14 protein-coding genes are annotated in these 20,675 nt (G+C 72.1%); 10 read left to right on the forward strand and 4 right to left on the reverse strand.

The genetic code is table 11. The features are described from left to right. Positions 1-43 precede the first annotated feature (43 nt). Positions 44-547, reverse strand: a complete 504-nt coding sequence (locus AC07FV_RS13705; protein ID WP_479087092.1) for a MarR family winged helix-turn-helix transcriptional regulator — start codon at positions 545-547, stop codon at positions 44-46. A gap of 96 nt (positions 548-643) precedes the next feature. Between AC07FV_RS13705 and AC07FV_RS13710 the strand changes: the two genes are divergently transcribed. After that, on the forward strand, positions 644-1,072 hold the full coding sequence (locus AC07FV_RS13710; RefSeq protein WP_479087094.1) for an HGxxPAAW family protein: 429 nt from the start codon (positions 644-646) through the stop codon (positions 1,070-1,072). A 73-nt stretch (positions 1,073-1,145) separates the two neighbouring features. Here AC07FV_RS13710 and AC07FV_RS13715 read toward each other — a convergent pair whose 3' ends face one another. Beyond that, a complete protein-coding gene (locus AC07FV_RS13715) occupies positions 1,146-2,846 on the reverse strand; it encodes a VanW family protein (RefSeq protein WP_479087095.1) in 1,701 nt (566 codons plus the stop codon). A gap of 864 nt (positions 2,847-3,710) precedes the next feature. Here AC07FV_RS13715 and AC07FV_RS13720 point away from each other — a divergent pair. From AC07FV_RS13720 to AC07FV_RS13735, 4 genes are read left to right on the forward strand one after another with little or no spacing between them, the layout of a single operon-like run. Beyond that, positions 3,711-5,015, forward strand: a complete 1,305-nt coding sequence (locus tag AC07FV_RS13720; protein WP_479087096.1) for an ABC transporter substrate-binding protein — start codon at positions 3,711-3,713, stop codon at positions 5,013-5,015. Between the two features lie 10 nt (positions 5,016-5,025). Continuing rightward, positions 5,026-5,982, forward strand: coding sequence for a carbohydrate ABC transporter permease (locus tag AC07FV_RS13725; protein ID WP_356606889.1), 957 nt, complete (start codon positions 5,026-5,028; stop codon positions 5,980-5,982). Next, positions 5,979-6,797 carry a carbohydrate ABC transporter permease gene (locus AC07FV_RS13730; protein WP_479087097.1) on the forward strand — a complete coding sequence of 273 codons (819 nt, stop codon included), beginning with the start codon at positions 5,979-5,981 and terminating at the stop codon, positions 6,795-6,797. The genes AC07FV_RS13725 and AC07FV_RS13730 overlap by 4 nt, the downstream gene beginning before the upstream one ends. An 8-nt stretch (positions 6,798-6,805) precedes the next feature. Beyond that, positions 6,806-9,178, forward strand: a complete 2,373-nt coding sequence (locus tag AC07FV_RS13735; RefSeq protein ID WP_479087098.1) for a beta-xylosidase/alpha-l-arabinosidase — start codon at positions 6,806-6,808, stop codon at positions 9,176-9,178. Positions 9,179-9,272: 94 nt separating this feature from the next. Here the strand turns inward: AC07FV_RS13735 and AC07FV_RS13740 are convergent, their stop codons facing one another. Then, positions 9,273-9,845, reverse strand: coding sequence for a dihydrofolate reductase family protein (locus AC07FV_RS13740; RefSeq protein ID WP_479087099.1), 573 nt, complete (start codon positions 9,843-9,845; stop codon positions 9,273-9,275). Positions 9,846-10,075: 230 nt separating this feature from the next. On the opposite strand from AC07FV_RS13740, the gene AC07FV_RS13745 reads away from it, so the two are divergent. Then, entirely contained in the window at positions 10,076-10,708 is a 633-nt protein-coding gene (locus tag AC07FV_RS13745) for a DUF6629 family protein (RefSeq protein ID WP_479087100.1), read from the forward strand. A 79-nt stretch (positions 10,709-10,787) separates the two neighbouring features. On the opposite strand, the gene AC07FV_RS13750 is transcribed toward AC07FV_RS13745, so the two are convergent. Then, positions 10,788-12,452 carry a PucR family transcriptional regulator gene (locus AC07FV_RS13750; RefSeq protein ID WP_479087102.1) on the reverse strand — a complete coding sequence of 555 codons (1,665 nt, stop codon included), beginning with the start codon at positions 12,450-12,452 and terminating at the stop codon, positions 10,788-10,790. A gap of 224 nt (positions 12,453-12,676) precedes the next feature. Here AC07FV_RS13750 and AC07FV_RS13755 point away from each other — a divergent pair, with 224 nt between their 5' ends. The 4 genes from AC07FV_RS13755 to AC07FV_RS13770 all read left to right on the forward strand — a co-directional run bounded on the left by AC07FV_RS13755 (position 12,677) and on the right by AC07FV_RS13770 (position 20,654). Further along, positions 12,677-13,945 carry an aspartate aminotransferase family protein gene (locus tag AC07FV_RS13755; RefSeq protein WP_479087104.1) on the forward strand — a complete coding sequence of 423 codons (1,269 nt, stop codon included), beginning with the start codon at positions 12,677-12,679 and terminating at the stop codon, positions 13,943-13,945. Between the two features lie 20 nt (positions 13,946-13,965). Then, entirely contained in the window at positions 13,966-15,405 is a 1,440-nt protein-coding gene (locus tag AC07FV_RS13760; RefSeq protein ID WP_479087106.1) for an NAD-dependent succinate-semialdehyde dehydrogenase, read from the forward strand. A gap of 46 nt (positions 15,406-15,451) precedes the next feature. Beyond that, entirely contained in the window at positions 15,452-16,897 is a 1,446-nt protein-coding gene (gene argG / locus AC07FV_RS13765) for an argininosuccinate synthase (RefSeq protein ID WP_479087108.1), read from the forward strand. A 373-nt stretch (positions 16,898-17,270) separates the two neighbouring features. Beyond that, positions 17,271-20,654 carry a CARDB domain-containing protein gene (locus tag AC07FV_RS13770; RefSeq protein WP_479087109.1) on the forward strand — a complete coding sequence of 1,128 codons (3,384 nt, stop codon included), beginning with the start codon at positions 17,271-17,273 and terminating at the stop codon, positions 20,652-20,654. Positions 20,655-20,675: the final 21 nt, after the last annotated feature.

Genomic DNA, 20,675 nt, shown 5'->3' on the forward strand with positions numbered 1-20,675 from the left:
CGCCGCCCGGCACCGTGACCGGTCCCCCGGTGCGGGGCGGTGGTCAGGGGCGTGGGGCGTCCGGTCCGGCGGACGAGGGTTCGCGGATCTCGTCGAGTGACTCCTCCATGGCCTGCCTGGCCCGGGTGAACCAGTCGGCCAGTACGGCGGTCTCCTGTGGCGTGTAGTCGGCGGCGAGTTCGGCCAACCGCCGGTAGTGCGGGCCGTAGACGGCGAAGACCCGGGCGGCGGCATGCTCGTCCAGGACCACCCGGACCCGGCGTCGGTCCGCGGGATCCGGTTGCCTGCTCACGTAACCGGCACGTTCGAGACGGTTGATCACTCCGGTGATCGCACCCGTGGTCACGTTGGCGTGCTGCGCCAGGTCACCGGCGGTCAGGTGCCGTGGTCCGGCGCCGATGACATGCCCCAGGCACGTCAGGTCGGTGACGTTCAGTCCGAGCCTCTGGGCGATGTCGTGCTGGGACACCAGGGCGAGGGCGACCATGCGATCCATCGCGTCCAGCGCCTCCTGTGCTGTCGCGTCGTGACGCGGCTTGCCCTCCACCAATTATCTCCTTAGTATCTAAGAAACTTAGCTTAGAAGCTAAGAGTCTTGTCGCTCGGTGTCCTTGCCGAAGATACAAAGCCACGGGAGCACGTCATGAACCCCACCCACAGCGGCCACGACCACGGCCACACCGTCGCCGGCTGGACGGGTACCGGTACGGCGCTCGCGGGAAGCGTGGTGTCCGGCGGCTCGATGGTCACCACGTGGTACCCGGGAGTCGCTCTGGGGGCGGGCCTCATCGCCCTCGCGGCCTGCGTCACCTGGGTGCTGCACCTGGCCGGGTGGGGCAAGGCCGGCGGGCCCAGGCCCCTCTCCGAGCGCGACTGGCGGGTGAGGGACGCGGCCGCCGCGGAAGGCCACCCCGGGTGTGTCGGATGCCGGTTGGCCGGACGCGGCCGACGCGCCGCCCCCGCCGCAACCGTCGCCGCCGGAGCGACGGCGCACGCCGCCGCCGAGGGTCACCGGACACCGGCCCGCGGCCGAGCGGGGGAAATGGCCCCCGAGGCGGGCGCGGCGATCTGAAGGCGAGCCGCCGGGGCCGTCCGGGCGTCCCCCGTGGACCTGTCCGGGCGTGCGGGGGTGCTGCCCCGCGGCTCTAGTCGCAGGTGATCTCGTCGCGCGGGCTGTAGTGCGTGCGGAACGGCTCGCGCTTCACTTCCCGGCCGTCGTCGTGGAAGACGCGCTCCACGGTGACGTCGAAGCCCTCGAGCGGGGTCTGCGGCACGCACTGCTCGTCGGTGCTCACCCTCGTCTCCGGTTCCCGCACGGCGGTGCGCGGACCCTTGACCGACGTGATCTCGTCGTACTTCTTCGTACCGATGAAGTTGACGGTCAGCGAGGTGTCGGTGGACTCGGCCTGGATGTAGAGGGCCTTGCCGGAGTCGTTGGCGAACTTGAGGTCCAGGCTGCCCCAGGCGACCGTCGCCTCGCGGCCCTCGGGGTAGCGCTCGATGTAGAAGGAGTGGGCGCCGTACTCGACGGGCTTGACGCCCGCGAAGAACATGGCGTTGAAGACCGTGGTGGCCACGGCGGAGACGCCGCCGCCGGGCGCCTTCCGGTACTGGTCGTCGTAGATCATGACGCCGTCGACGAAACCGTTGGCCTCGGTGCGCTCGCCGACCGTCCGGTTGAAGCTCCAGGTCTCGTCCGGCATGACGACGGAACCGTTGATGAGGTCCACGGCCCGGCCCACGTTGGTCGTGCGGTAGGCGGCCGGTTCGAAACGGACGGTGAAGGAGGACAGCTTCTCGGTCAGTCCGAGGCGCGCCGCGTTCTCCCGGGTGACCTCCGGCCGCGTCTCCCGTGTGGTGACCGCGCCGGTGCGAGCGGTGCCCGCCTTGGTCAGCAGAGGCAGCACCGCCTTGCCCAGGGCCTTGTCGGTGACCTCCACGGCGGTCCTGGCGTCGGCGGTCACCACGGCCCGGTCGCCCTGGAGGCCCAGGCGGGCGTTCCGGGGGGTGGCGGGCAGGCCCTCCAGGGCGTCGGCCACCGTCGGCGCGGCACGCAGGCCCTCGCCGTCCAGCCTCGGTGCGAGCCTGCCCGTGTCGTCGGGCCGCATCGTCAGGTGCCGGCCCAGCACGGCCGGGGTGATCGTGAACCGCCTGTCGCCGGCGGTGAGGGTGACCGGTGCCGACATCGCGGGCTCCGCGAACGCGCGCACCGCCCGCCGGACCTCGTCCGCCGTGACCCGGGGCCTGGTCTCCCGCACGGGCAGCGCCGTGACCGAGTCCGCCGCGCCGCGCAGGAAGGGGGCGCGGAGCGTGCCGATCGAGGCGTCCACGTCCAGCGCGTACCCCGTGCGCGGGGCGACCTGCTCGACACGGCCGTCGTCGAAGGAGACGGCGCCGTCGCGGACCTTCGTGTCGGTCCTGCGGGCCAGCTTCCCGAGGGCGGCACGCGCCTTGTCCTCGTCGATCCGCACGACCGGTTCGACCTCGCCGCCCGAGCGGAACAGCCCGCCGATCACGCTGACCGGATCGGCGCCGGTGGACTCCGCCCGGTCCAGGGTTTCCCCGAGGTCGAAGGCCAGCCCCGCCTCCCGCGGATCGACCGCGGCCTTCCGGTCGCCGACCTGTACGGCCAGCTCCCGCGGGCCGCCCGCCACCAGGTGCCGCTCCAGTTCCCGGGTGGCCTCCGCGCGGCTCAGGCCCCCGATGTCCACGCCGCGCACCGTCGTGCCCGCTTCGATCTCACCGCCGGTGACGAGCAGCCCGACGAGGTAGAGGCCGCCGAGGCCGACCGTCAGCGCGCCGCCCGCCAGGGCGACGGGCGGGAGGGCCGCTGTCCGCGGGCGCATGGGTCTCCTGGAGGGTTGATGTGACATCCACCCGGCACCGCGGCCCGGTGAATGGAGCGCCGCGGGCCAAGCTACGCACATCCGTCCGCCAAAGGTATATCCAAGGTCACACCGGACGATCCGGATCATCGTCCACCGGGCTCGCTCCCCGTGGGCCCACCGGCACCGTGCCGGAACCCGACCGGCCCAGGACGTACGCATGAGCGGGCCGGTGGCCGCGGCCGACGCGCCAAGATCCGTACCTGATGCGGTCCGCGGTGTTCGATCGGGCGGGCGCCCCTTGTGCAGCTGGTGCCGCGTCCACACCTCGTCCATGAACTCCGGATGCCGACGTGTACTCGGGCCGGAACTCGTCCGGACCCGGCCCGATGACCCCCTCCAGCGGTGACGTCCTTCGGCGCTTCCTCGGTCATCGGCCCGCAGTAGCCCTGGAAGCGCAGGACGTGGGCCGCGTCGCCGCCGCGCGCCTCCCGCACCACGTCCTCGGCCCGGCCTGTGTACCGGGCGTGCCGCCCATCCGCATCGTGCCCCCCGATCACGCCGTCGCGCCCCACCACGCTCTCCGGAGGTACCCGGGAGGCTGGTACCCGGGAGGCGCCGGGCACCTCCGGCGCCTCCGAACGACCGAAGCGGACTTTCGAAACTGTCGAGGTCCGGCACCCGCTCCTTTCGCCCGCCGTGACCGGCTCTCCGTCGCGACGCGCCCTCCTGCCCGTGCGCGCTTGGAGGGCCGGGGGAGCGGCGCGCGATCGATAACGTTTTGAGTCGGCGCCCGCACGACCATTGACCGCAAATCCCGACTGACTTTACTGTCCGTCAGCATGGACTTTCGGTGATGGTGCCGAAACATTCGAAAGGCGAACGATGAAGACACGTGCGCGCTTGCCCAGACTGGTCGCCACCGGTGCGACGCTCGCCCTCGCGCTGAGCCTCGCGGCCTGCGGGGACGGGAACGGCGGGGCGTCGTCGGACGACGGCAAGATCCATGTCCTGGTCTACGGGGACGCCAGCAACAAGGTCGAGCAGCAAATCGTCGACACGTTCAACAAGACGTCCGACGTCAAGGCGGTCCTCGACACCATCCCCGGCGCGGACTACCAGACGAAGCTCCAGACGATCATCAACACCCCGCAGGCCCCGGACGTCTTCTTCAACTGGGGCGGCGGCAGCATCAAGCCGTTCGTCAAGGGCGACCTGCTGCTGCCGCTCGACGACTTCATCAAGAAGAACCCGGACCTCAAGGCGAAGTTCCTGCCGTCCGTCTTCGACAGCGCCGTCGTCGACGGCAAGCCGTACGGCGTCCCGATGCGCGGCACCCAGCCGGTCCTGCTCTTCCACAACAAGAAGGTCCTCGAAGACGCGGGCGTGCAACCGCCGAAGACCTGGGACGAGTTGATCGACGCGGTGGGCAGGCTCAAGGACGAGGGCGTCACACCGATCGCGCTCGGCGGCGGCGACGTCTGGCCCACCCAGATGTGGTTCCAGTACCTCTACGACCGCATCGCCGGTCCGGAGCTGTTCGCGAAGGCCGTCGGCGGCGACAAGAGCGCCTGGGAGAGCGCGGACAGCAAGAAGGCCCTGGACATGATCAAGGAGCTGGTCGACACCGGCGCCTTCGGCAAGAACTACGACTCCGTCAAGTACACCAACGGCGGCTCGGTCCAGCTGATGGCCTCGGGCAAGGCCGGCTTCGAGCTGATGGGCTCCTGGTACTACTCCCAGCAGCTGACGGACCACCCGGAGTTCGCCGAGAAGGACCTCGGATACACCGCCTTCCCGTCCGTCGAGGGCGGCAAGGGCGACCCGGCCAACGTCGCCGGCAACACCAACAACTACTACTCGGTGATGAAGAAGACCAAGCACCCCGAGGCCGTCGCCGAGTTCCTGAAGCTCATGTACTCCGACGAGTTCGTCAAGGCGCAGCTGGACATCGGCAACCTGCCGACCACGACCGACACCGGCAAGTTCATCGACGGCTCGGGCACCCCCGAGTACTCGCGCTTCCAGTACGACCTCGTCGCCGACGCCCCGTCGTTCCAGCTCTCCTGGGACCAGGCGTACCCGCAGAAGGCCAGCTCGGACCTGCACAAGGCCGTCCAGCAGTTCTTCAACGGACAGCTCGACACGGACGGCTTCGTCAAGGCCATGCAGGCCCTCCCGACCGACTGACGAACGGCTCATGACGACACAGATCACGAGTGCCCGGCCCGCCGCCGGACCCCGCAAGGAGTCCCGGCGGCGGCCGCCCGCCTCGTCCGCAACGACGGTGGGACGCCCCGGCTTCGCCTGGGCGCTGCCCGCCGCGATCTTCTTCGCCCTCTTCGCGATCGTCCCGCTGATCATGGTGGCGGTGCTGTCCTTCATGAGCTGGGACGGGATCAGCTCGCCCGAGTTCGTCGGCACGGACAACTGGTCGCGCCTCATCGACGACCCGGTCATGCTCAAGAGCATCTGGCTGACCCTGCTGCTGACCGTGCTCGGCGTGGTCCTCCAGACCCCGCTGAGCATCCTGCTCGGCGTCTGGGCCGCCGGCCACCAGCGCAACCGGGCCGTCCTGTCGGTCATCTACTTCATCCCGCTGCTGCTGTCCGCGACGGCCGTGTCCGTGCTCTGGCGGGCGCTGCTCGACCCGAACTTCGGCATCCCCGCGGACGCCACCTGGCTCTTCGGTGACGGCAACCTCTTCGGTGAACAGGCCACCGCCATCGGGGTGCTGGCGTTCGTCAGCACCTGGCAGTTCACCCCGTTCCACACGCTGATCTACCAGGGTGCCGCCCGCGCGGTCCCGCAGGTGCTCTACCAGGCGGCGGAGATCGACGGGGCGGGCCGCTACCGGCAGTTCTTCCACATCACGCTGCCACAGCTGCGCACCTCCATGATCACCTCGATGATCCTGATGATCGTCGGCGGCCTGACCACGTTCGAGACGGTCCTCATCCTGACCCAGGGCGGACCCGGCACCGACACCACCATCAGCGCCTACTACATGTACGACAAGGCCTTCAAGAGCTTCGACTACGGCACCGGTTCCGCGGTCGCCCTGGCCCTGGTCGTCGCGGCCACGATCATCTCGCTGATCGTCGTCCGGGTTTCCGGCTACGACAAGATGCGCAGTTCCGCGGAGGGTGTGTCATGAGGCGCCGACCGAACTACCTGGCCGGTGCCGGCTCGCTCGTCTGGCTGCTCCTGGTCGGCCTGCCGCTGTACGTGATGTTCGCCGCGACCCTGCGCACCCGCCAGGACTACGCCGAGAACGGCCCGGTCTCCCTTCCGGACAGCTTCACGCTGGACAACTACGTCGGCGCCTTCGACTCGGGCTTCGGCCAGTACTTCCTCAACACGCTGATCGTCACCGCGTGCGTGATCGGCATCGTGCTGCTGCTCGTCCCGCCGCTCGCCTACGCGATCGTCCGCAGCCGCAGCAGAACCACGTCGGCGATCTTCCGGCTCTTCCTGCTCGGCCTCGCCATCCCGGCCCAGGCCGTGATCGTGCCGATGTTCTACCTGATCAGCGAGGCCGGGCTGTACGACAACCTCCTCGGTGTCATCCTGCCCACGGCGGCCTTCTGCCTGCCGATGTCCGCGCTGATCCTCAGCGGCGCCATGCGCGACATCTCCCCGGAGCTGTACGAGGCCATGGCGATGGACGGCGCGAGCCAACGGCGCGTCTTCCTCCAGCTCGTCGTGCCGCTGTCCCGCGGCGGACTCTCCACCATCGTGGTGTTCTCCGCGCTCCAGGCGTGGAACGGCTTCCTGTTCCCGCTCGTCCTGACCCAGTCCGACTCCACCAAGGTGGTCACGCTGGGCCTGTACAACTTCCAGACCGCGCACGGCATCGACATCCCCGGTCTGCTGGGAGCCGTGGTGCTGTCCATGGTGCCCATCCTGCTCGTCTACCTGTTCGCCCGTCGCGCCCTGGTCCAGGGCCTGATGGGCGTCGGAGGAAAGTGATCGACAACGTGGCCGTTGAGACCGCCCCCGAAGTCCCCCTCTGGAAGAACCCCGCCCACCCCCTCACCGCCAGGGTGTCCGCGCTGATCGACGCGATGACCCTGGAGGAGAAGATCGCCCAGCTGTACGGCGTGTGGGTCGGCGCGTCCGACGAGGGCGGCGACGTGGCCCCCCACCAGCACGACATGGAGGAGGCCGTCGACCTCGACGCGCTCCTGCCCACCGGACTGGGCCAGCTGACCCGCCCCTTCGGCACCGCCCCCGTCGACCCGGCGCTCGGCGCGCTCTCCCTGCTGCGCACCCAGACGCGCATCGCCGCGTCGAACCGCTTCGGCATCCCCGCCGTCGCCCACGAGGAGTGCCTGGCCGGCTTCGCCGCCTGGGGCGCCACCGCCTACCCCGTCCCGCTGTCCTGGGGCGCCACCTTCGACCCGGACCTGGTCCACCGGATGGCCACCGCCATCGGCCGCGACATGCGGTCCGTCGGGGTCCACCAAGGGCTCGCGCCCGTCCTGGACGTCGTGCGCGACGCCCGCTGGGGGCGCGTCGAGGAGACCATCGGCGAGGACCCCTACCTCGTCGGCACCATCGGCACCGCCTACGTCCGCGGCCTGGAGGACGCGGGGATCGTCGCCACCCTGAAGCACTTCGTCGGCTACTCGGCCTCCCGCGCCGGACGCAACCTCGCCCCCGTCTCCATGGGGCCGCGCGAGCGGGCCGACGTCCTGCTGCCGCCCTTCGAGATGGCCGTCCGCGAGGGCGGCGCCCGGTCGGTGATGCACGCCTACACCGACACCGACGGGGTGCCCGCCGCGGCCGACGAGGAACTGCTGACCGGGTTGCTGCGGGAGACCTGGGGCTTCGAGGGCACGGTCGTCGCCGACTACTTCGGCATCGCCTTCCTCAAGACGCTGCACGGCATCGCCGCCGACTGGGCCGGTGCCGCCGGCGCCGCGCTGCGCGCGGGAGTCGACATCGAACTGCCCACCGTCAAGACCTTCGGCGCGCCCCTGGTCGAAGCCGTCGAGGCCGGGCGGATTCCGCTGCCGCTGATCGACCGCGCGCTGCGCCGGGTCCTCACCCAGAAGGCGGCGCTCGGCCTGCTCGACCCGGGCTGGGATCCCGTGCCCCCCGCGCTGGCCGGCGCCGACCTGGACGACCTGGACGCCCTGCGCGGCAGGATCGACCTGGACGGGCCCGCCAACCGCGCGCTGGCCCGCACGGTCGCCGAGGAAGCGGTCGTGCTGCTGAGCAACGACGGCACCCTGCCGCTCGACCGGCCGCGCCGCGTCGCCCTGGTCGGACCCAACGCCGACGAGGCCACCGCCGTCCTCGGCTGCTACTCCTTCCCCCAGCACATCGGCGTGCACCACCCCGCCACGCCCGTCGGCATCGAACTGCCCACCTTGCGCGACACCCTGGCCGCCGAGTTCCCCGGCACCGAGTTCACCCTCGTACGCGGCACGGGCGTCGACGACGGCGACGTCTTCGGCATCCCCGAGGCCGTCGGGGCCGCCCGCGACGCCGATGTGGTCGTCGCCGTCCTGGGCGACCGTGCCGGACTGTTCGGCCGCGGCACCAGCGGTGAGGGCTGCGACGTGGAGTCGCTGGCGCTGCCCGGTGCCCAGCAGCAACTCCTGGACGCGCTGCTCGACACCGGCACCCCGGTCGTCACGGTCCTGCTCGCGGGCCGCCCCTACGCCCTCGGCCGGGCCGTGGCGGAGTCCGCCGCGATCGTCCAGTCGTTCTTCCCCGGAGTGGAGGGCACCGCCGCCCTCGCCGGGGTGCTGAGCGGACGGACGAGCCCCTCCGGCCGGCTCCCGGTCGGCGTGCCGCGCGGTGCGGGGGCCCAGCCGGCCACCTATCTCGGAGCACGGCTCGCGCAGGCCGGCGAGGTGTCCAACATCGATCCGACGCCCGCCTTCGGCTTCGGGCACGGCCTCACCTACACCACGTTCGCCTGGAGCGACCTCGTGACGCACACCGGGGAAGCGGCCACCGACGGTGAGTTCACGCTGGCGTTCACCGTCCGCAACACCGGCCGACGGCACGGCACCGAAGTCGTCCAGCTCTACCTGCACGACCCGGTCGCCTCGGTCGTCCAGCCGGTGCAGCGGCTCGTCGGCTACACGCGGGTGCCGCTCGCGCCCGGCGAGACCCGGCGGCTGCGCGTCACGGTCCCGGCCGACCTCGCCTCCTTCACCGGCCGCGACGGACGGCGCGTCGTCGAACCGGGCGGACTGGAGCTGCGGCTCGCCGCCTCCAGCACCGACCCGCGCCTGACGGCGGCGGTCACCCTCACCGGCCACGAGCGCCATGTCGACCACACGCGGCGCCTGCACGCGGTCTTCGAGGAGGAGGCGGACGGCACCGGCGTCTGACACCCGGGGCGCGACACCGCGAGCGGTGCTTCCGAGGTGTCGGGGGCACCGCTCGCGCCGCCGGGGGCCCGGCCCTCGGCCGGCCCGCGCCCGGTCAGCGGACGACGTCGAAGACGTTCTTCTGAAGACCGTTGGCGTAGGCCTCGTACTCGACCAGCTTCAGCCGCTGTGCGTCCTTGTCCGTGGTGCTGAACAGCCGCTTGCCCGCGCCGAGCAGCACCGGGAACACGAGCAGGTGGTACCGGTCGATCAGGCCGGCGTCCGACAGGCCGTGGTTGAGCGTGGCACTGCCGTGGACGATGATCGGGCCGCCCTCGGTCTCCTTGAGGGCGGCGACCTCGTCGAGCGAGCGCAGGATCGTGGTCTCGTTCCAGTCCGTGACCAGGGCGTCCTCGGAGAGGGTGGAGGAGACGACGTACTTGGGCATCGCCTTGTACCCGGTGAACTCCTCCATGCCCGGCCACACCTTGCTGAACGCCTCGTAGCTCACCCGGCCCAGCAGCAACGCGCCGGCCTCGCTCTGCTCGCGGCCCTTGATGGCGTACGCCTCGGGGAGGAAGTCCGCGTGCTCGACGGTCCACCCGGAGTTCCGGTAGCCGGGCTCGCCGCCCGGGGCTTCCATCACGCCGTCGAGGGAGACGAAGGCGGTACTGATCAGGGTACGCATGTGAGGTCCTCGGGGTCGGGTGTGCGGCTGCTGCGACTCTGACCGACGGTCGCGGGGAAACTCATCGCTCGTCGCGACACATCCTGCACCGTTCGCACCGCGCGCGGGCGTCCCCGGCCGCACGGGCCCTCAGCGGTCCGAAGGCGTCGACGGGCGGCCGTGTCGAGGCGGCCGTGGCGCACCGGGTCGGTGAGGATGGAGGGCCCGTCGGCCGAACCGAGGACGCAGAGATGTGCTGGAGCGCGGAGGCCGACCTGGCCGCGGGTGCCGGGATCGCCGCCGTCGGGGTGGCCTGCGTGGTGCGGGCGGGCCGGGCCCGTGACCTTCCCCTGGCGGCGCTCCCCCTGCTGCTGGGCGTGCACCAGATGGTCGAGGCGGCGGTCTGGGCCTCGGACGGCGGCACCGGTCCGGCCACCCTGGCCTGGACCGTCATCGCCCTTCCCCTGCTCGCGCTGTGGCTGCCGGCGGGCGTGCTGTGCGCCGTCCCGCCCGGTGCGCGGCGCCGGCTGCTCGCGCCGCTGGCCGTGGGAACCGTGACGGCGACGGTGCTCGCGTACGTGCTGGCCACCCGTCCGGTGCGGGCGGAGGTCCGCGGCCGCACCGTCGGCTACGTGGTGGACCTGCCGCACGCCCCGCTGCTGATCGCGGGCTACCTGGTGGCCACGGTCGGCGCCCTGCTGCTGTCCGGTGACCGCGGCCTGCGCCGACTGGGGGCGGTCATCGCCGTAGGGGCGCTGGTCTGCTGGGCGGTGTGGCGGCTGGAGTTCGTCTCCACCTGGTGCGCGTTCGCCGCGGTGTGCTCGGTGGTCCTCCTCGGCTGGGTGAACGGGCGCCGGGCGCGGCCGGCCGTCCGTCCTTCGTGACGGGACGTCACGGGCCGGGCGGGACCTGGGCGGGCGGGGAGCCGGGCCGTGACCGGGCCGCCCGTTCCCCGTGACGGGATCAGCGGCCCCGCAGCGCGTCCAGCGCCTGAAGTGCCACGTGGAGTTCGGTGCGCTGCGCCCCGGACTCCAGGTCGCGGCCGAGGACCCGTTCGATCGCGCGCAGCCGTTGGTAGACCGTCTCCCGGGACAGACCCCCGGCGCGGGCGGCGACGGTCTTGTTGCCGGCGGCGTCCAGGTACCCGCGCAGGGTCGCCAGGAGGTGCGTGCCGTGCCGGGCGTCGTGGTCGAGGAGCGGGCCCAGCTGCCGCTCCGCGTACTCCTGGACGCGGGGGTCGTCGCGGAGCGCGAACAGCAGCCGGCGCAGGCCGATGTCGCACCGTTCGTGGAAGGAGCGGTCCGGTGGCAGCGCCTGACCGGGCTCGGTGGCCTCCGCCACCCGGGTCGCCTCCCGGAACGAGCGGACCACGCCGGCCAGGTCGGAGGCCGGGGCGCCGACACTCACGGCGGTGCCCGGGGCCGGGTCGAGCGCGGCGCGGCTCAGCCTCTCCACCACCGGCCGCCAGGGCTGGGACGGACGCAGCGCCAGCAGCACCCCGAGGCGGGTGGGGGCGAGGAGGCCGACGAGTGCCGGGGCGCCCGTGACGCCCACCTCCCGCGCGAGGCGGTTCTCGGTCCGCGCGGTGTCCCGCGCCGCGGGTACGTCCACGACCGCGGCGACGAAACGGGAGTCCCGCGTGGGCAGCCCCAGGGCCGTGATCCGGGCGTGCGCCTCCGCGGGGGAGCGGTAGCGCTGCTCCACCAGGTCGCGCAGGGCGCCGCGGTGCGCCGTGCGTTCCCAGGACGTGGGGTGGGTGAGGCGGGCGATGGTGAGGGCCATCGCGGTCCGCTCCAGCACGGTGACGTCCTCGGGCCCGAAGTCCGGCGCCGGGACGGTACCGGACGGGCCGGGGAGCATGGCCACGCGTCCCCACCGCTCGCCCCGGTACTCCACCGGGGCCACGAGCCACCCCTCGGGGCCGCGGACACCCGCGTCTCCCGCGTCGTGCTCGCCGTCCGCGCCGTCCGCGTGGACGGTGGCCCGGGAGCGCCGTTCCCAGTCGGTGAGCGCGGGCTCCGCCGGGCCGCCCGGGACCGCGCAGAGCAGCGCCCGGTGGACCAGGTTCTCCAGCACGACCGTGCGTCCGCTCGTCTCCGCCGCGACGCGCAGCAGCTCCTCGGGGCCGGCACCCCGCAGGGTGAGGGCGGTGAACGCCTCGTGGACGCGCTGCGTCCTGCGCATCGCGTCCGCCTGGTTGCCGAGGAGCAGGGTGTGGACGACCTGGGTGACCTCCAGGAAGTTGACGTCCCTGGCGAGCGTGACCAGGGGCAGACCGCGTGCCCGGCAGGCGAGCACGAGGGCGTCGGGCGGCCGGTGGTAGCGGCGGACGAGTTCGAGGACCAGGGCCGCTGCCCCGACGGCGGCCAGTTCGTCCACGTAGCGGCGCACCCCGGCGGGGTCGTCCGGCAGGGGCATGCCGGTGGTGAGGACGAGTTCGCCGCCCTTGAGGAAGGAGGCGGGGTCGGTCAGTTCGGTGATGTGCACCCAGCGGACCGGGCGGTCGACCCCGTCCGGTCCGGTGACCACCCGGGGGTCTCCCCCGGCCAGGACCGGCAGCGCCAGCACGTCGGCCACGGTGAGCGGACGGCCCGCGGGGGCCGGGGCCCTGCGCTGGTTCTCGCTCACGGTTCCTCCCTGCGCCCCCGTCACTGTGACAAGCCGTCACTGACCTGCGCAAGGGCGCCGGGGGCGGCGGACGGGGCGCACACCGGGGGCGTGCCGGGGACGGAGCGGTTGACACATCGTCCGGATACCGCCCCCCGGCCGGACAGATCACGCGTTGCCGCCCCCAGGGCCCAGGGAAGGCTCGGGACGCCGCAGCAGACCGACGAGCAGGCCGGGAGACGAGCATGACCGCACTGTCGCCGCACCTTCGCCAGGCCACGCCCGTGGTGGCCGTCCGGGGCGAGGGCGTCCACCTCCACGGCGAGGACGGCCGCCGCTATCTGGACTTCACCGCCGGCATCGGCGTCACCAGCACCGGGCACTGCCACCCCAGGGTGGTGGCCGCCGCCCGGGAACAGGTGGGCACCCTGATCCACGGCCAGTACACGACCGTGATGCACCAGCCGCTGCGGCGCCTCGTCGACCGGCTCGGCGAGGTCCTGCCCGCCGGCCTGGACAGCCTCTTCTTCACCAACTCCGGCAGCGAGGCGGTGGAGGCGGCGCTGCGGCTGGCGCGTCAGGCCACCGGCCGGCCCAACGTGCTGGTGTGCCACGGGGGCTTCCACGGACGGACGGTGGCCGCCGCCTCCATGACCACCTCCGGGACCCGCTTCCGGTCCGGTTTCTCCCCGCTGATGAGCGGCGTGGTCGTCACCCCCTTCCCGACGGCCTTCCGCTACGGCTGGGACGAGGACACCGCCACCCGCTTCGCCCTCCGGGAACTCGACTACACCCTCCAGACCGTCTCCTCGCCCGCCGACACCGCCGCCGTCATCGTCGAACCGGTGCTCGGCGAGGGCGGCTACGTGCCCGCGACCCGCGCCTTCATGGAGGGCCTGCGGGAACGGGCGGACCGGCACGGCTTCCTGCTGATCCTGGACGAGGTGCAGACCGGCGTGGGCCGCACCGGCCGCTTCTGGGGCCACGAGCACTTCGGCGTCGCCCCCGACATCCTCGTCACGGCAAAGGGGCTGGCCAGCGGGTTCCCGCTGTCCGCCATCGCCGCCCCCGACGAGCTGATGCGCAGGGCATGGCCGGGCTCGCAGGGCGGCACGTACGGCGCCAACGCGGTGGCCTGCGCGGCGGCCTGCGCCACGCTCGACGTCGTCCGCGACGAGAAGCTCGTCGACAACGCCGAGGTGATGGGCGCCCGGCTGCGCGCGGGACTGGAGGAGGTGGCCGCCCGCACGCCGGCCATCGGGGACGTGCGGGGCGCGGGGCTGATGCTGGCCAGCGAGTTCGTCACCGAGGACGGCGGTCCCGACCCGGAGACCGCCGCGCGGGTCCAGCGCGCCGCCGTCGACGAAGGGCTGCTCCTGCTGCTCTGCGGGGCCTGGAACCAGGTGGTGCGGATGATCCCGGCCCTGGTGATCGACGAGTCCGCCGTCGACGACGGACTCCGGGCCTGGTCGGCCGCCGTCCAGGCCGGCACCTCGGGACCGGTGGACCGGTGAGCGCGGAAGGCGGGGGCGCCGTGACCGGCACACCGACGCGGCTGCTCATCGGCGGGACCTGGACGGACGCCGCCGACGGCGCCACCATGCCGGTGGACGACCCGGCCACCGGCGAGATCCTCGGCCGGGTCGCCGACGCCGGCCCCAAGGACGCCCGGCTCGCCGAGGACGCGGCGGTGCGGGCGCAGGAGGGGTGGGCCGGCACGGCGCCCCGGGCCCGCGGCGAGATCCTGCGCCGCGCGTACGAGATCCTCCTCGACCGGTCCGAGGCGTTCGCCCGGCTGATGACGTCCGAGATGGGCAAACCCCTGGCGGAGGCCAGGGGAGAGGTGGCCTACGCCGCCGAGTTCCTGCGGTGGTTCTCGGAGGAGGCCGTGCGCGTCGACGGCGCCCACGGCGTCCTCCCCGACGGACGTCACCGCATGCTGCTCTCCCGGCGTCCCGTCGGGCCCTGCCTGCTGATCACGCCGTGGAACTTCCCGCTGGCGATGGGCGCCCGCAAGCTCGGCCCGGCGCTCGCGGCCGGCTGCACGACGGTGCTCAAACCGGCGCCGCAGACCCCGCTCTCCAGCCTCGCCCTCGCCGCGGTCCTCCAGGAGGCCGGGCTGCCGGACGGAGTGCTCAACGTCGTCACCACCTCCCGGGCGGGGGAGGTCTGCGAGCCGCTCCTGCGCGGCGGACGCATCCGCAAGCTGTCCTTCACCGGCTCCACCCGGGTCGGCCGCCTCCTGCTGGCCCAGTGCGCCGACACGGTCGTGCGCGCCTCGATGGAGCTGGGCGGCAACGCGCCCTTCATCGTCTTCGACGACGCCGACCTGGACGTGGCCGTGGACGGCGCGATGATCGCCAAGATGCGCAACATGGGCGAGGCGTGCACCGCCGCGAACCGCTTCTTCGTCCACCGGTCGGTGGCCGAGGAGTTCGGGCGGCGCCTCGCCCGGCGGATGGCGGCGCTCGTCGTCGGGCCAGGCACCCGGGACGGGGTCGACGTGGGCCCGCTCATCGACGCCGCCGGGCGGGCCAAGGTGGAGGGCCTGGTGGCCGACGCGGTGGAGCGCGGCGCCCGGGTCCTCGCCGGAGGCCGTACGCCCGAGGGCCCCGGCTGGTTCTATCCCCCCACGGTCCTCACCGACGTCCGTCCGGACAGCCGGCTGACGGGCACGGAGATCTTCGGCCCCGTGGCGGCGATCCTCACCTTCGACGACGAGGACGAGGTGGTACGGCGCGCCAACGACACCCCCTGGGGGCTCGTCGGCTACGTCTTCACCGAGGGCCTCGCCCGCGCCCTGCGCGTCAGCGAACGCCTGGAGGCCGGCATGGTCGGCGTCAACACCGGCCTCGTCTCCAACCCGGCCGCGCCCTTCGGCGGTGTCAAGCAGTCCGGGCTCGGCCGCGAGGGCGGAAAGGTGGGCATCGAGGAGTTCCTGGAGTACCAGTACGTCGCGATCCCGATGCGGTGACCTCCCCGGCTTTGCATGGTCATGCGTCATCATGCATACTCTTCCTATGTCCAAGGTCCTCACCTCCCTTCCCACCGGCGAGCGCGTCGGTATCGCCTTCTCGGGCGGCCTCGACACCTCGGTCGCGGTCGCGTGGATGCGTGACAAGGGCGCCGTCCCCTGCACGTACACCGCCGACATCGGCCAGTACGACGAGCCCGACATCGCCTCGGTGCCCGACCGCGCCCGGACCTACGGCGCCGAGATCGCGCGCCTGGTCGACTGCCGCGCGGCGCTGGTCGAGGAGGGCCTGGCCGCACTCACCTGCGGGGCGTTCCACATCCGCTCGGGCGGGCGCGCCTACTTCAACACCACGCCGCTGGGCCGTGCCGTCACGGGCACGCTGCTGGTCCGCGCGATGCTGGAGGACGACGTCCAGATCTGGGGCGACGGCTCCACGTTCAAGGGCAACGACATCGAGCGGTTCTACCGGTACGGGCTGCTCGCCAACCCGCAGCTGAGGATCTACAAGCCCTGGCTGGACGCGGACTTCGTGACCGAGCTGGGCGGCCGCAAGGAGATGTCGGAGTGGCTCCTCGCCCACGACCTCCCCTACCGGGACTCGACGGAGAAGGCGTACTCCACCGACGCCAACATCTGGGGCGCCACCCACGAGGCCAAGACCCTCGAACACCTCGACACCGGCGTGGAGACCGTGGAGCCCATCATGGGCGTCCGGTTCTGGGACCCGTCGGTCGAGATCGCCGCCGAGGACGTAACGATCGGCTTCGACCAGGGCCGCCCGGTGACGGTCAACGGCAAGGAGTTCGCCTCCCCGGTCGACCTGGTGATGGAGGCCAACGCCATCGGCGGCCGGCACGGCATGGGCATGTCCGACCAGATCGAGAACCGGATCATCGAGGCCAAGAGCCGCGGGATCTACGAGGCCCCGGGCATGGCCCTGCTGCACGCGGCGTACGAGCGCCTCGTCAACGCCATCCACAACGAGGACACCCTCGCCCAGTACCACATCGAGGGGCGGCGGCTGGGCCGGCTGATGTACGAGGGCCGCTGGCTGGACCCGCAGTCGCTGATGATCCGGGAGTCCCTCCAGCGCTGGGTCGGCTCGGCGGTCACCGGCGAGGTCACGCTGCGGCTGCGGCGCGGCGAGGACTACTCGATCCTCGACACCACGGGCCCGGCGTTCAGCTACCACCCGGACAAGCTCTCCATGGAGCGCACCGAGGACTCCGCGTTCGGCCCGGTCGACCGGATCGGCCAGCTCACCATGCGCAACCTCGACATCGCCGACTCCCGCGCCAAGCTGGAGCAGTACGCCGGCCTCGGCCTGATCGGCAGCGCCAACCCGGCCATCGGTGCGGCCCAGGCCGCGGCGACCGGGCTGATCGGCGCGATGCCGGAAGGCGGCGCCGAGGCCATCGCCTCCCGCGGCGAGGTCTCCGGTGACGACGAGCTGCTCGACCGCGCCGCCATGGAGTTCGGCACGGACTGACCGAGGCGCCTGAGGGCTCCTCGACCGGCAAGGGCCGGCCCGACACCTGAGGGTGCCGGGCCGGCCCTTCTGTTTCTCCTGTCGGTGCACGACTTGCGTTCGATACGAGCTTCCCGCACCGTTCCCTCTCCCATGCGACGTCCTCTTCCCAGCTCACCGCGTACGCAAGAAGTGAGCAATTCACGCAAGCGCCTTACGGCACACATTCCGTCGCAGCGGGGACCGTTGACAAAGCGGTGACGCGCTAGAAATCTGATGACGCACTTTCCGCAAAGAATCGACTGTCCTGCTCAATTGGCGCGCATGGTCGGTGTCTTCCCTGTCTCGCCGGCCTGTCGTGCTCCACGCCTCCCCACGGAACATGAGGACCCCCATGAGATGGAGATCCCCTGGCCGACGGCCGCTGACGGGCGCCGTCGTGGCCGGGCTGATGACGCTCGGGCTGCTCCCGCTGCCGTTCGCCGCCACCGCCCGGGCCGCGGCGACGGCCGCCGACGTCAACCTCGCCCTCGGCCGCCCGGCCACGGCGGGCGGCTCGCACGGCGCCTACCCGGCCGGCAACACCACCGACGGCACCCAGGCGACCTACTGGGAGGGACCGGCCGGTTCCTTCCCGCAGTGGGTGCAGGTCGACCTCGGCGCCGCCCGCGCCGTCGACCGGGTGGTCCTCAAACTCCCCACCGGCTGGGAGAGCCGCACCCAGAGCCTCTCCCTCCGGGGCAGCACCGACGGCTCCACCTTCCGCACGCTGGCCGCCTCGGCCGCGCGTGCCTTCAGCCCGGGCCAGGCCAACACGGTCGCCATCGACCTCGCCGCCGCGTCCGACGCCCGCTACGTCCGCGTCGACGTCACCGGCAACACCGGCTGGAACGCGGCCCAGCTGTCCGAGCTGGAGGTGTACGGCGAGGACGTCGACACCGGCCCACCGCCCACCGGCACCAACCTCGCCCGCAACAAGCCCGTCGAAGCCACCTCGACCACCCAGAACTACGTCGCCGCCAACGCCACCGACGACTCCACCTCCACCTACTGGGAGGCCGCCGGCCAGCCCGCCGACCTCACGGTCAGGCTCGGCGCCGACGCGGACGTCAGCGGCGTCGTCGTCAAGCTGAACCCGGACGCCGCGTGGGGCGCCCGCACCCAGGGCATCCAGGTCCTCGGACACAAGCAGGGCGCGAGCGACTTCACCTCGCTGCGGGCCCGCGCCGACTACTCCTTCAGCCCCGGCACCGGCAACACGGTGAGCATCCCCGTCACCGCCCAGGTGGCCGACGTACGGCTGCGGTTCTTCTCCAACACCGGCGCCGGCGGCGGCCAGGTCGCCGAGTTCCAGGTCGTCGGCACCGCCGCCCCCGCGCCCGACCTCACGGTCACCGGCCTCGCCTGGACGCCGGCCGCACCCAGCGAACGCGACGCGGTCACCGTGAACACCACGGTGCGCAACGCCGGTACCGCGCGCTCGGCCGCCACCACCACCGAGGTCACCGTCGAGGGCGCGGTCGCGGGCAGCGCCGCCGTCCCCGCGCTGGACCCCGGCCAGTCCGCCCAGGTCGCCGTCTCCACCGGCACGCACCCCGCCGGCAGCTACTCGGTGGGCGCCGTGGTCGACCCCCGCGGGACGGTCGCCGAGCTGGACGACACCAACAACAGCCGCATCGCCGCGAACAGGCTGGTCGTCGACCGGGCACCGGGCCCCGACCTGGAGGTCACCTCCGTCACCACCAACCCGGCCGCCCCGGCCGTGGGCGCCCAGGTCTCCTTCACCGTCGCCGTGCACAACCGCGGCACCAGCGCCGCCGCCGCCGGCTCGGTGACCCGTCTCCAGGCGGGCTCCACCACCCTCAACGGCACCACCGGCCAGATCGCGGCCGGCGCCACGGTCAACGTGCCGGTCAGCGGCACCTGGACGGCGACCAGTGGCGGCGTCACACTGACCGCGACCGCCGACGCCACGGGCGTCGTCGCCGAGACCAACGAGAACAACAACGTGTTCGCCAAGTCCCTCGTCGTCGGACGCGGCGCCGCCGTGCCCTACACCGAGTACGAGGCCGAGGAGGGCCGCACCAACGGCACCCTGGTCACCGCCGACGCCGAGCGCACCTTCGGGCACACCAACTTCGGCTCCGAGTCCTCGGGCCGCAAGTCGGTCCGGCTCAACACGACCGGTCAGTACGTCGAGTTCACCTCGACCACGTCCACCAACTCCATCGTGGTCCGCAACTCCGTCCCCGACGCCCCCGGCGGCGGCGGACAGGAGGCCACCCTCAGCCTCTACGCCGACGGCGCCTTCGTGCAGAAGCTGACCCTGTCGTCCAAGCACAGCTGGCTGTACGGCACCACCGACGACCCCGAGGGCCTCACCAACCGGCCCGGCGGTGACGCGCGGCGGCTCTTCGACGAGTCCCACGCCCTGCTGAACCGGACCTTCCCACAGGGCACCCAGTTCCGCCTCCAGCGGGACGCGGGCGACTCGGCCGCCTTCTACGTCATCGACCTGATCGACCTGGAGCAGGTCGCGCCCCCGGCCGCCAAGCCGGCGAACTGTGTCTCGATCACGGAGTACGGAGCCGTCCCCGGCGACGGACTCGACGACACGGACGCCATCCAGCGCGCCGTCACCGCCGACCAGAACGGCCAGATCCCGTGCGTGTGGATCCCGGCCGGGCAGTGGCGCCAGGAACAGAAGATCCTCACCGACGACCCGCAGAACCGCGGTCAGCACAACCAGGTCGGCATCCGGGACGTCACCGTCCGCGGCGCGGGCATGTGGCACTCCCAGCTGTACACCCTGACCCCGCCGCACGAGGCCGGCGGCATCAACCACCCGCACGAGGGCAACTTCGGCTTCGACATCGACCACAACACCCAGATCTCCGACCTCGCCATCCTCGGCTCCGGCACCATCCGCGGCGGCGACGGCAACCACGAGGGCGGCGTCGGACTCAACGGTCGCTTCGGCAAGGGCACCAGGATCAGCAACGTGTGGATCGAGCACGCCAACGTCGGCGTCTGGGCCGGCCGCGACTACTCCAACATCCCCGAACTGTGGGGCCCCGGTGACGGCCTGGAGTTCACCGGCATGCGCATCCGCAACACCTACGCCGACGGCATCAACTTCGCCAACGGCACCCGCAACTCCACGGTCCACAACTCGTCCTTCCGCAACACCGGTGACGACGCGCTCGCCGTGTGGGCCAGCAAGTACGTGAAGGACACCTCGGTGGACGTCGGCCACGACAACCACTTCCGCAACAACACGATCCAGCTGCCCTGGCGGGCCAACGGCATCGCGGTGTACGGCGGTTACGGCAACACCATCGAGAACAACGTCATCTCCGACACCATGAACTACCCCGGCATCATGCTCGCCACCGACCACGACCCGCTCCCCTTCTCCGGGCAGACCCTCATCGCGGGCAACGCCCTGCACCGCACGGGCGGCGCCTTCTGGAACGAGGACCAGGAGTTCGGAGCCATCACCCTCTTCGCCCAGGGCCAGGACATCCCGGGCGTGACCATCAGGGACACCGAGATCCTCGACTCGACCTACGACGGCATCCAGTTCAAGACGGGAGGCGGCGCGATGCCGGACGTGAAGATACAGAACGTCCGCATCGACAAGTCCAACAACGGCTCCGGCATCCTCGCGATGAGCGGCGCCCGCGGCAGCGCGACGCTGACGAACGTCACCATCACCGACTCGCGGGACGGCCACGTCCTGATCGAGCCGGGCTCCCAGTTCAAGATCGATCAGTAGGGGGCCCACCCACCCGTACCG

The sequence above is a fragment of the Streptomyces sp. NPDC045956 genome, assembly GCF_056430705.1.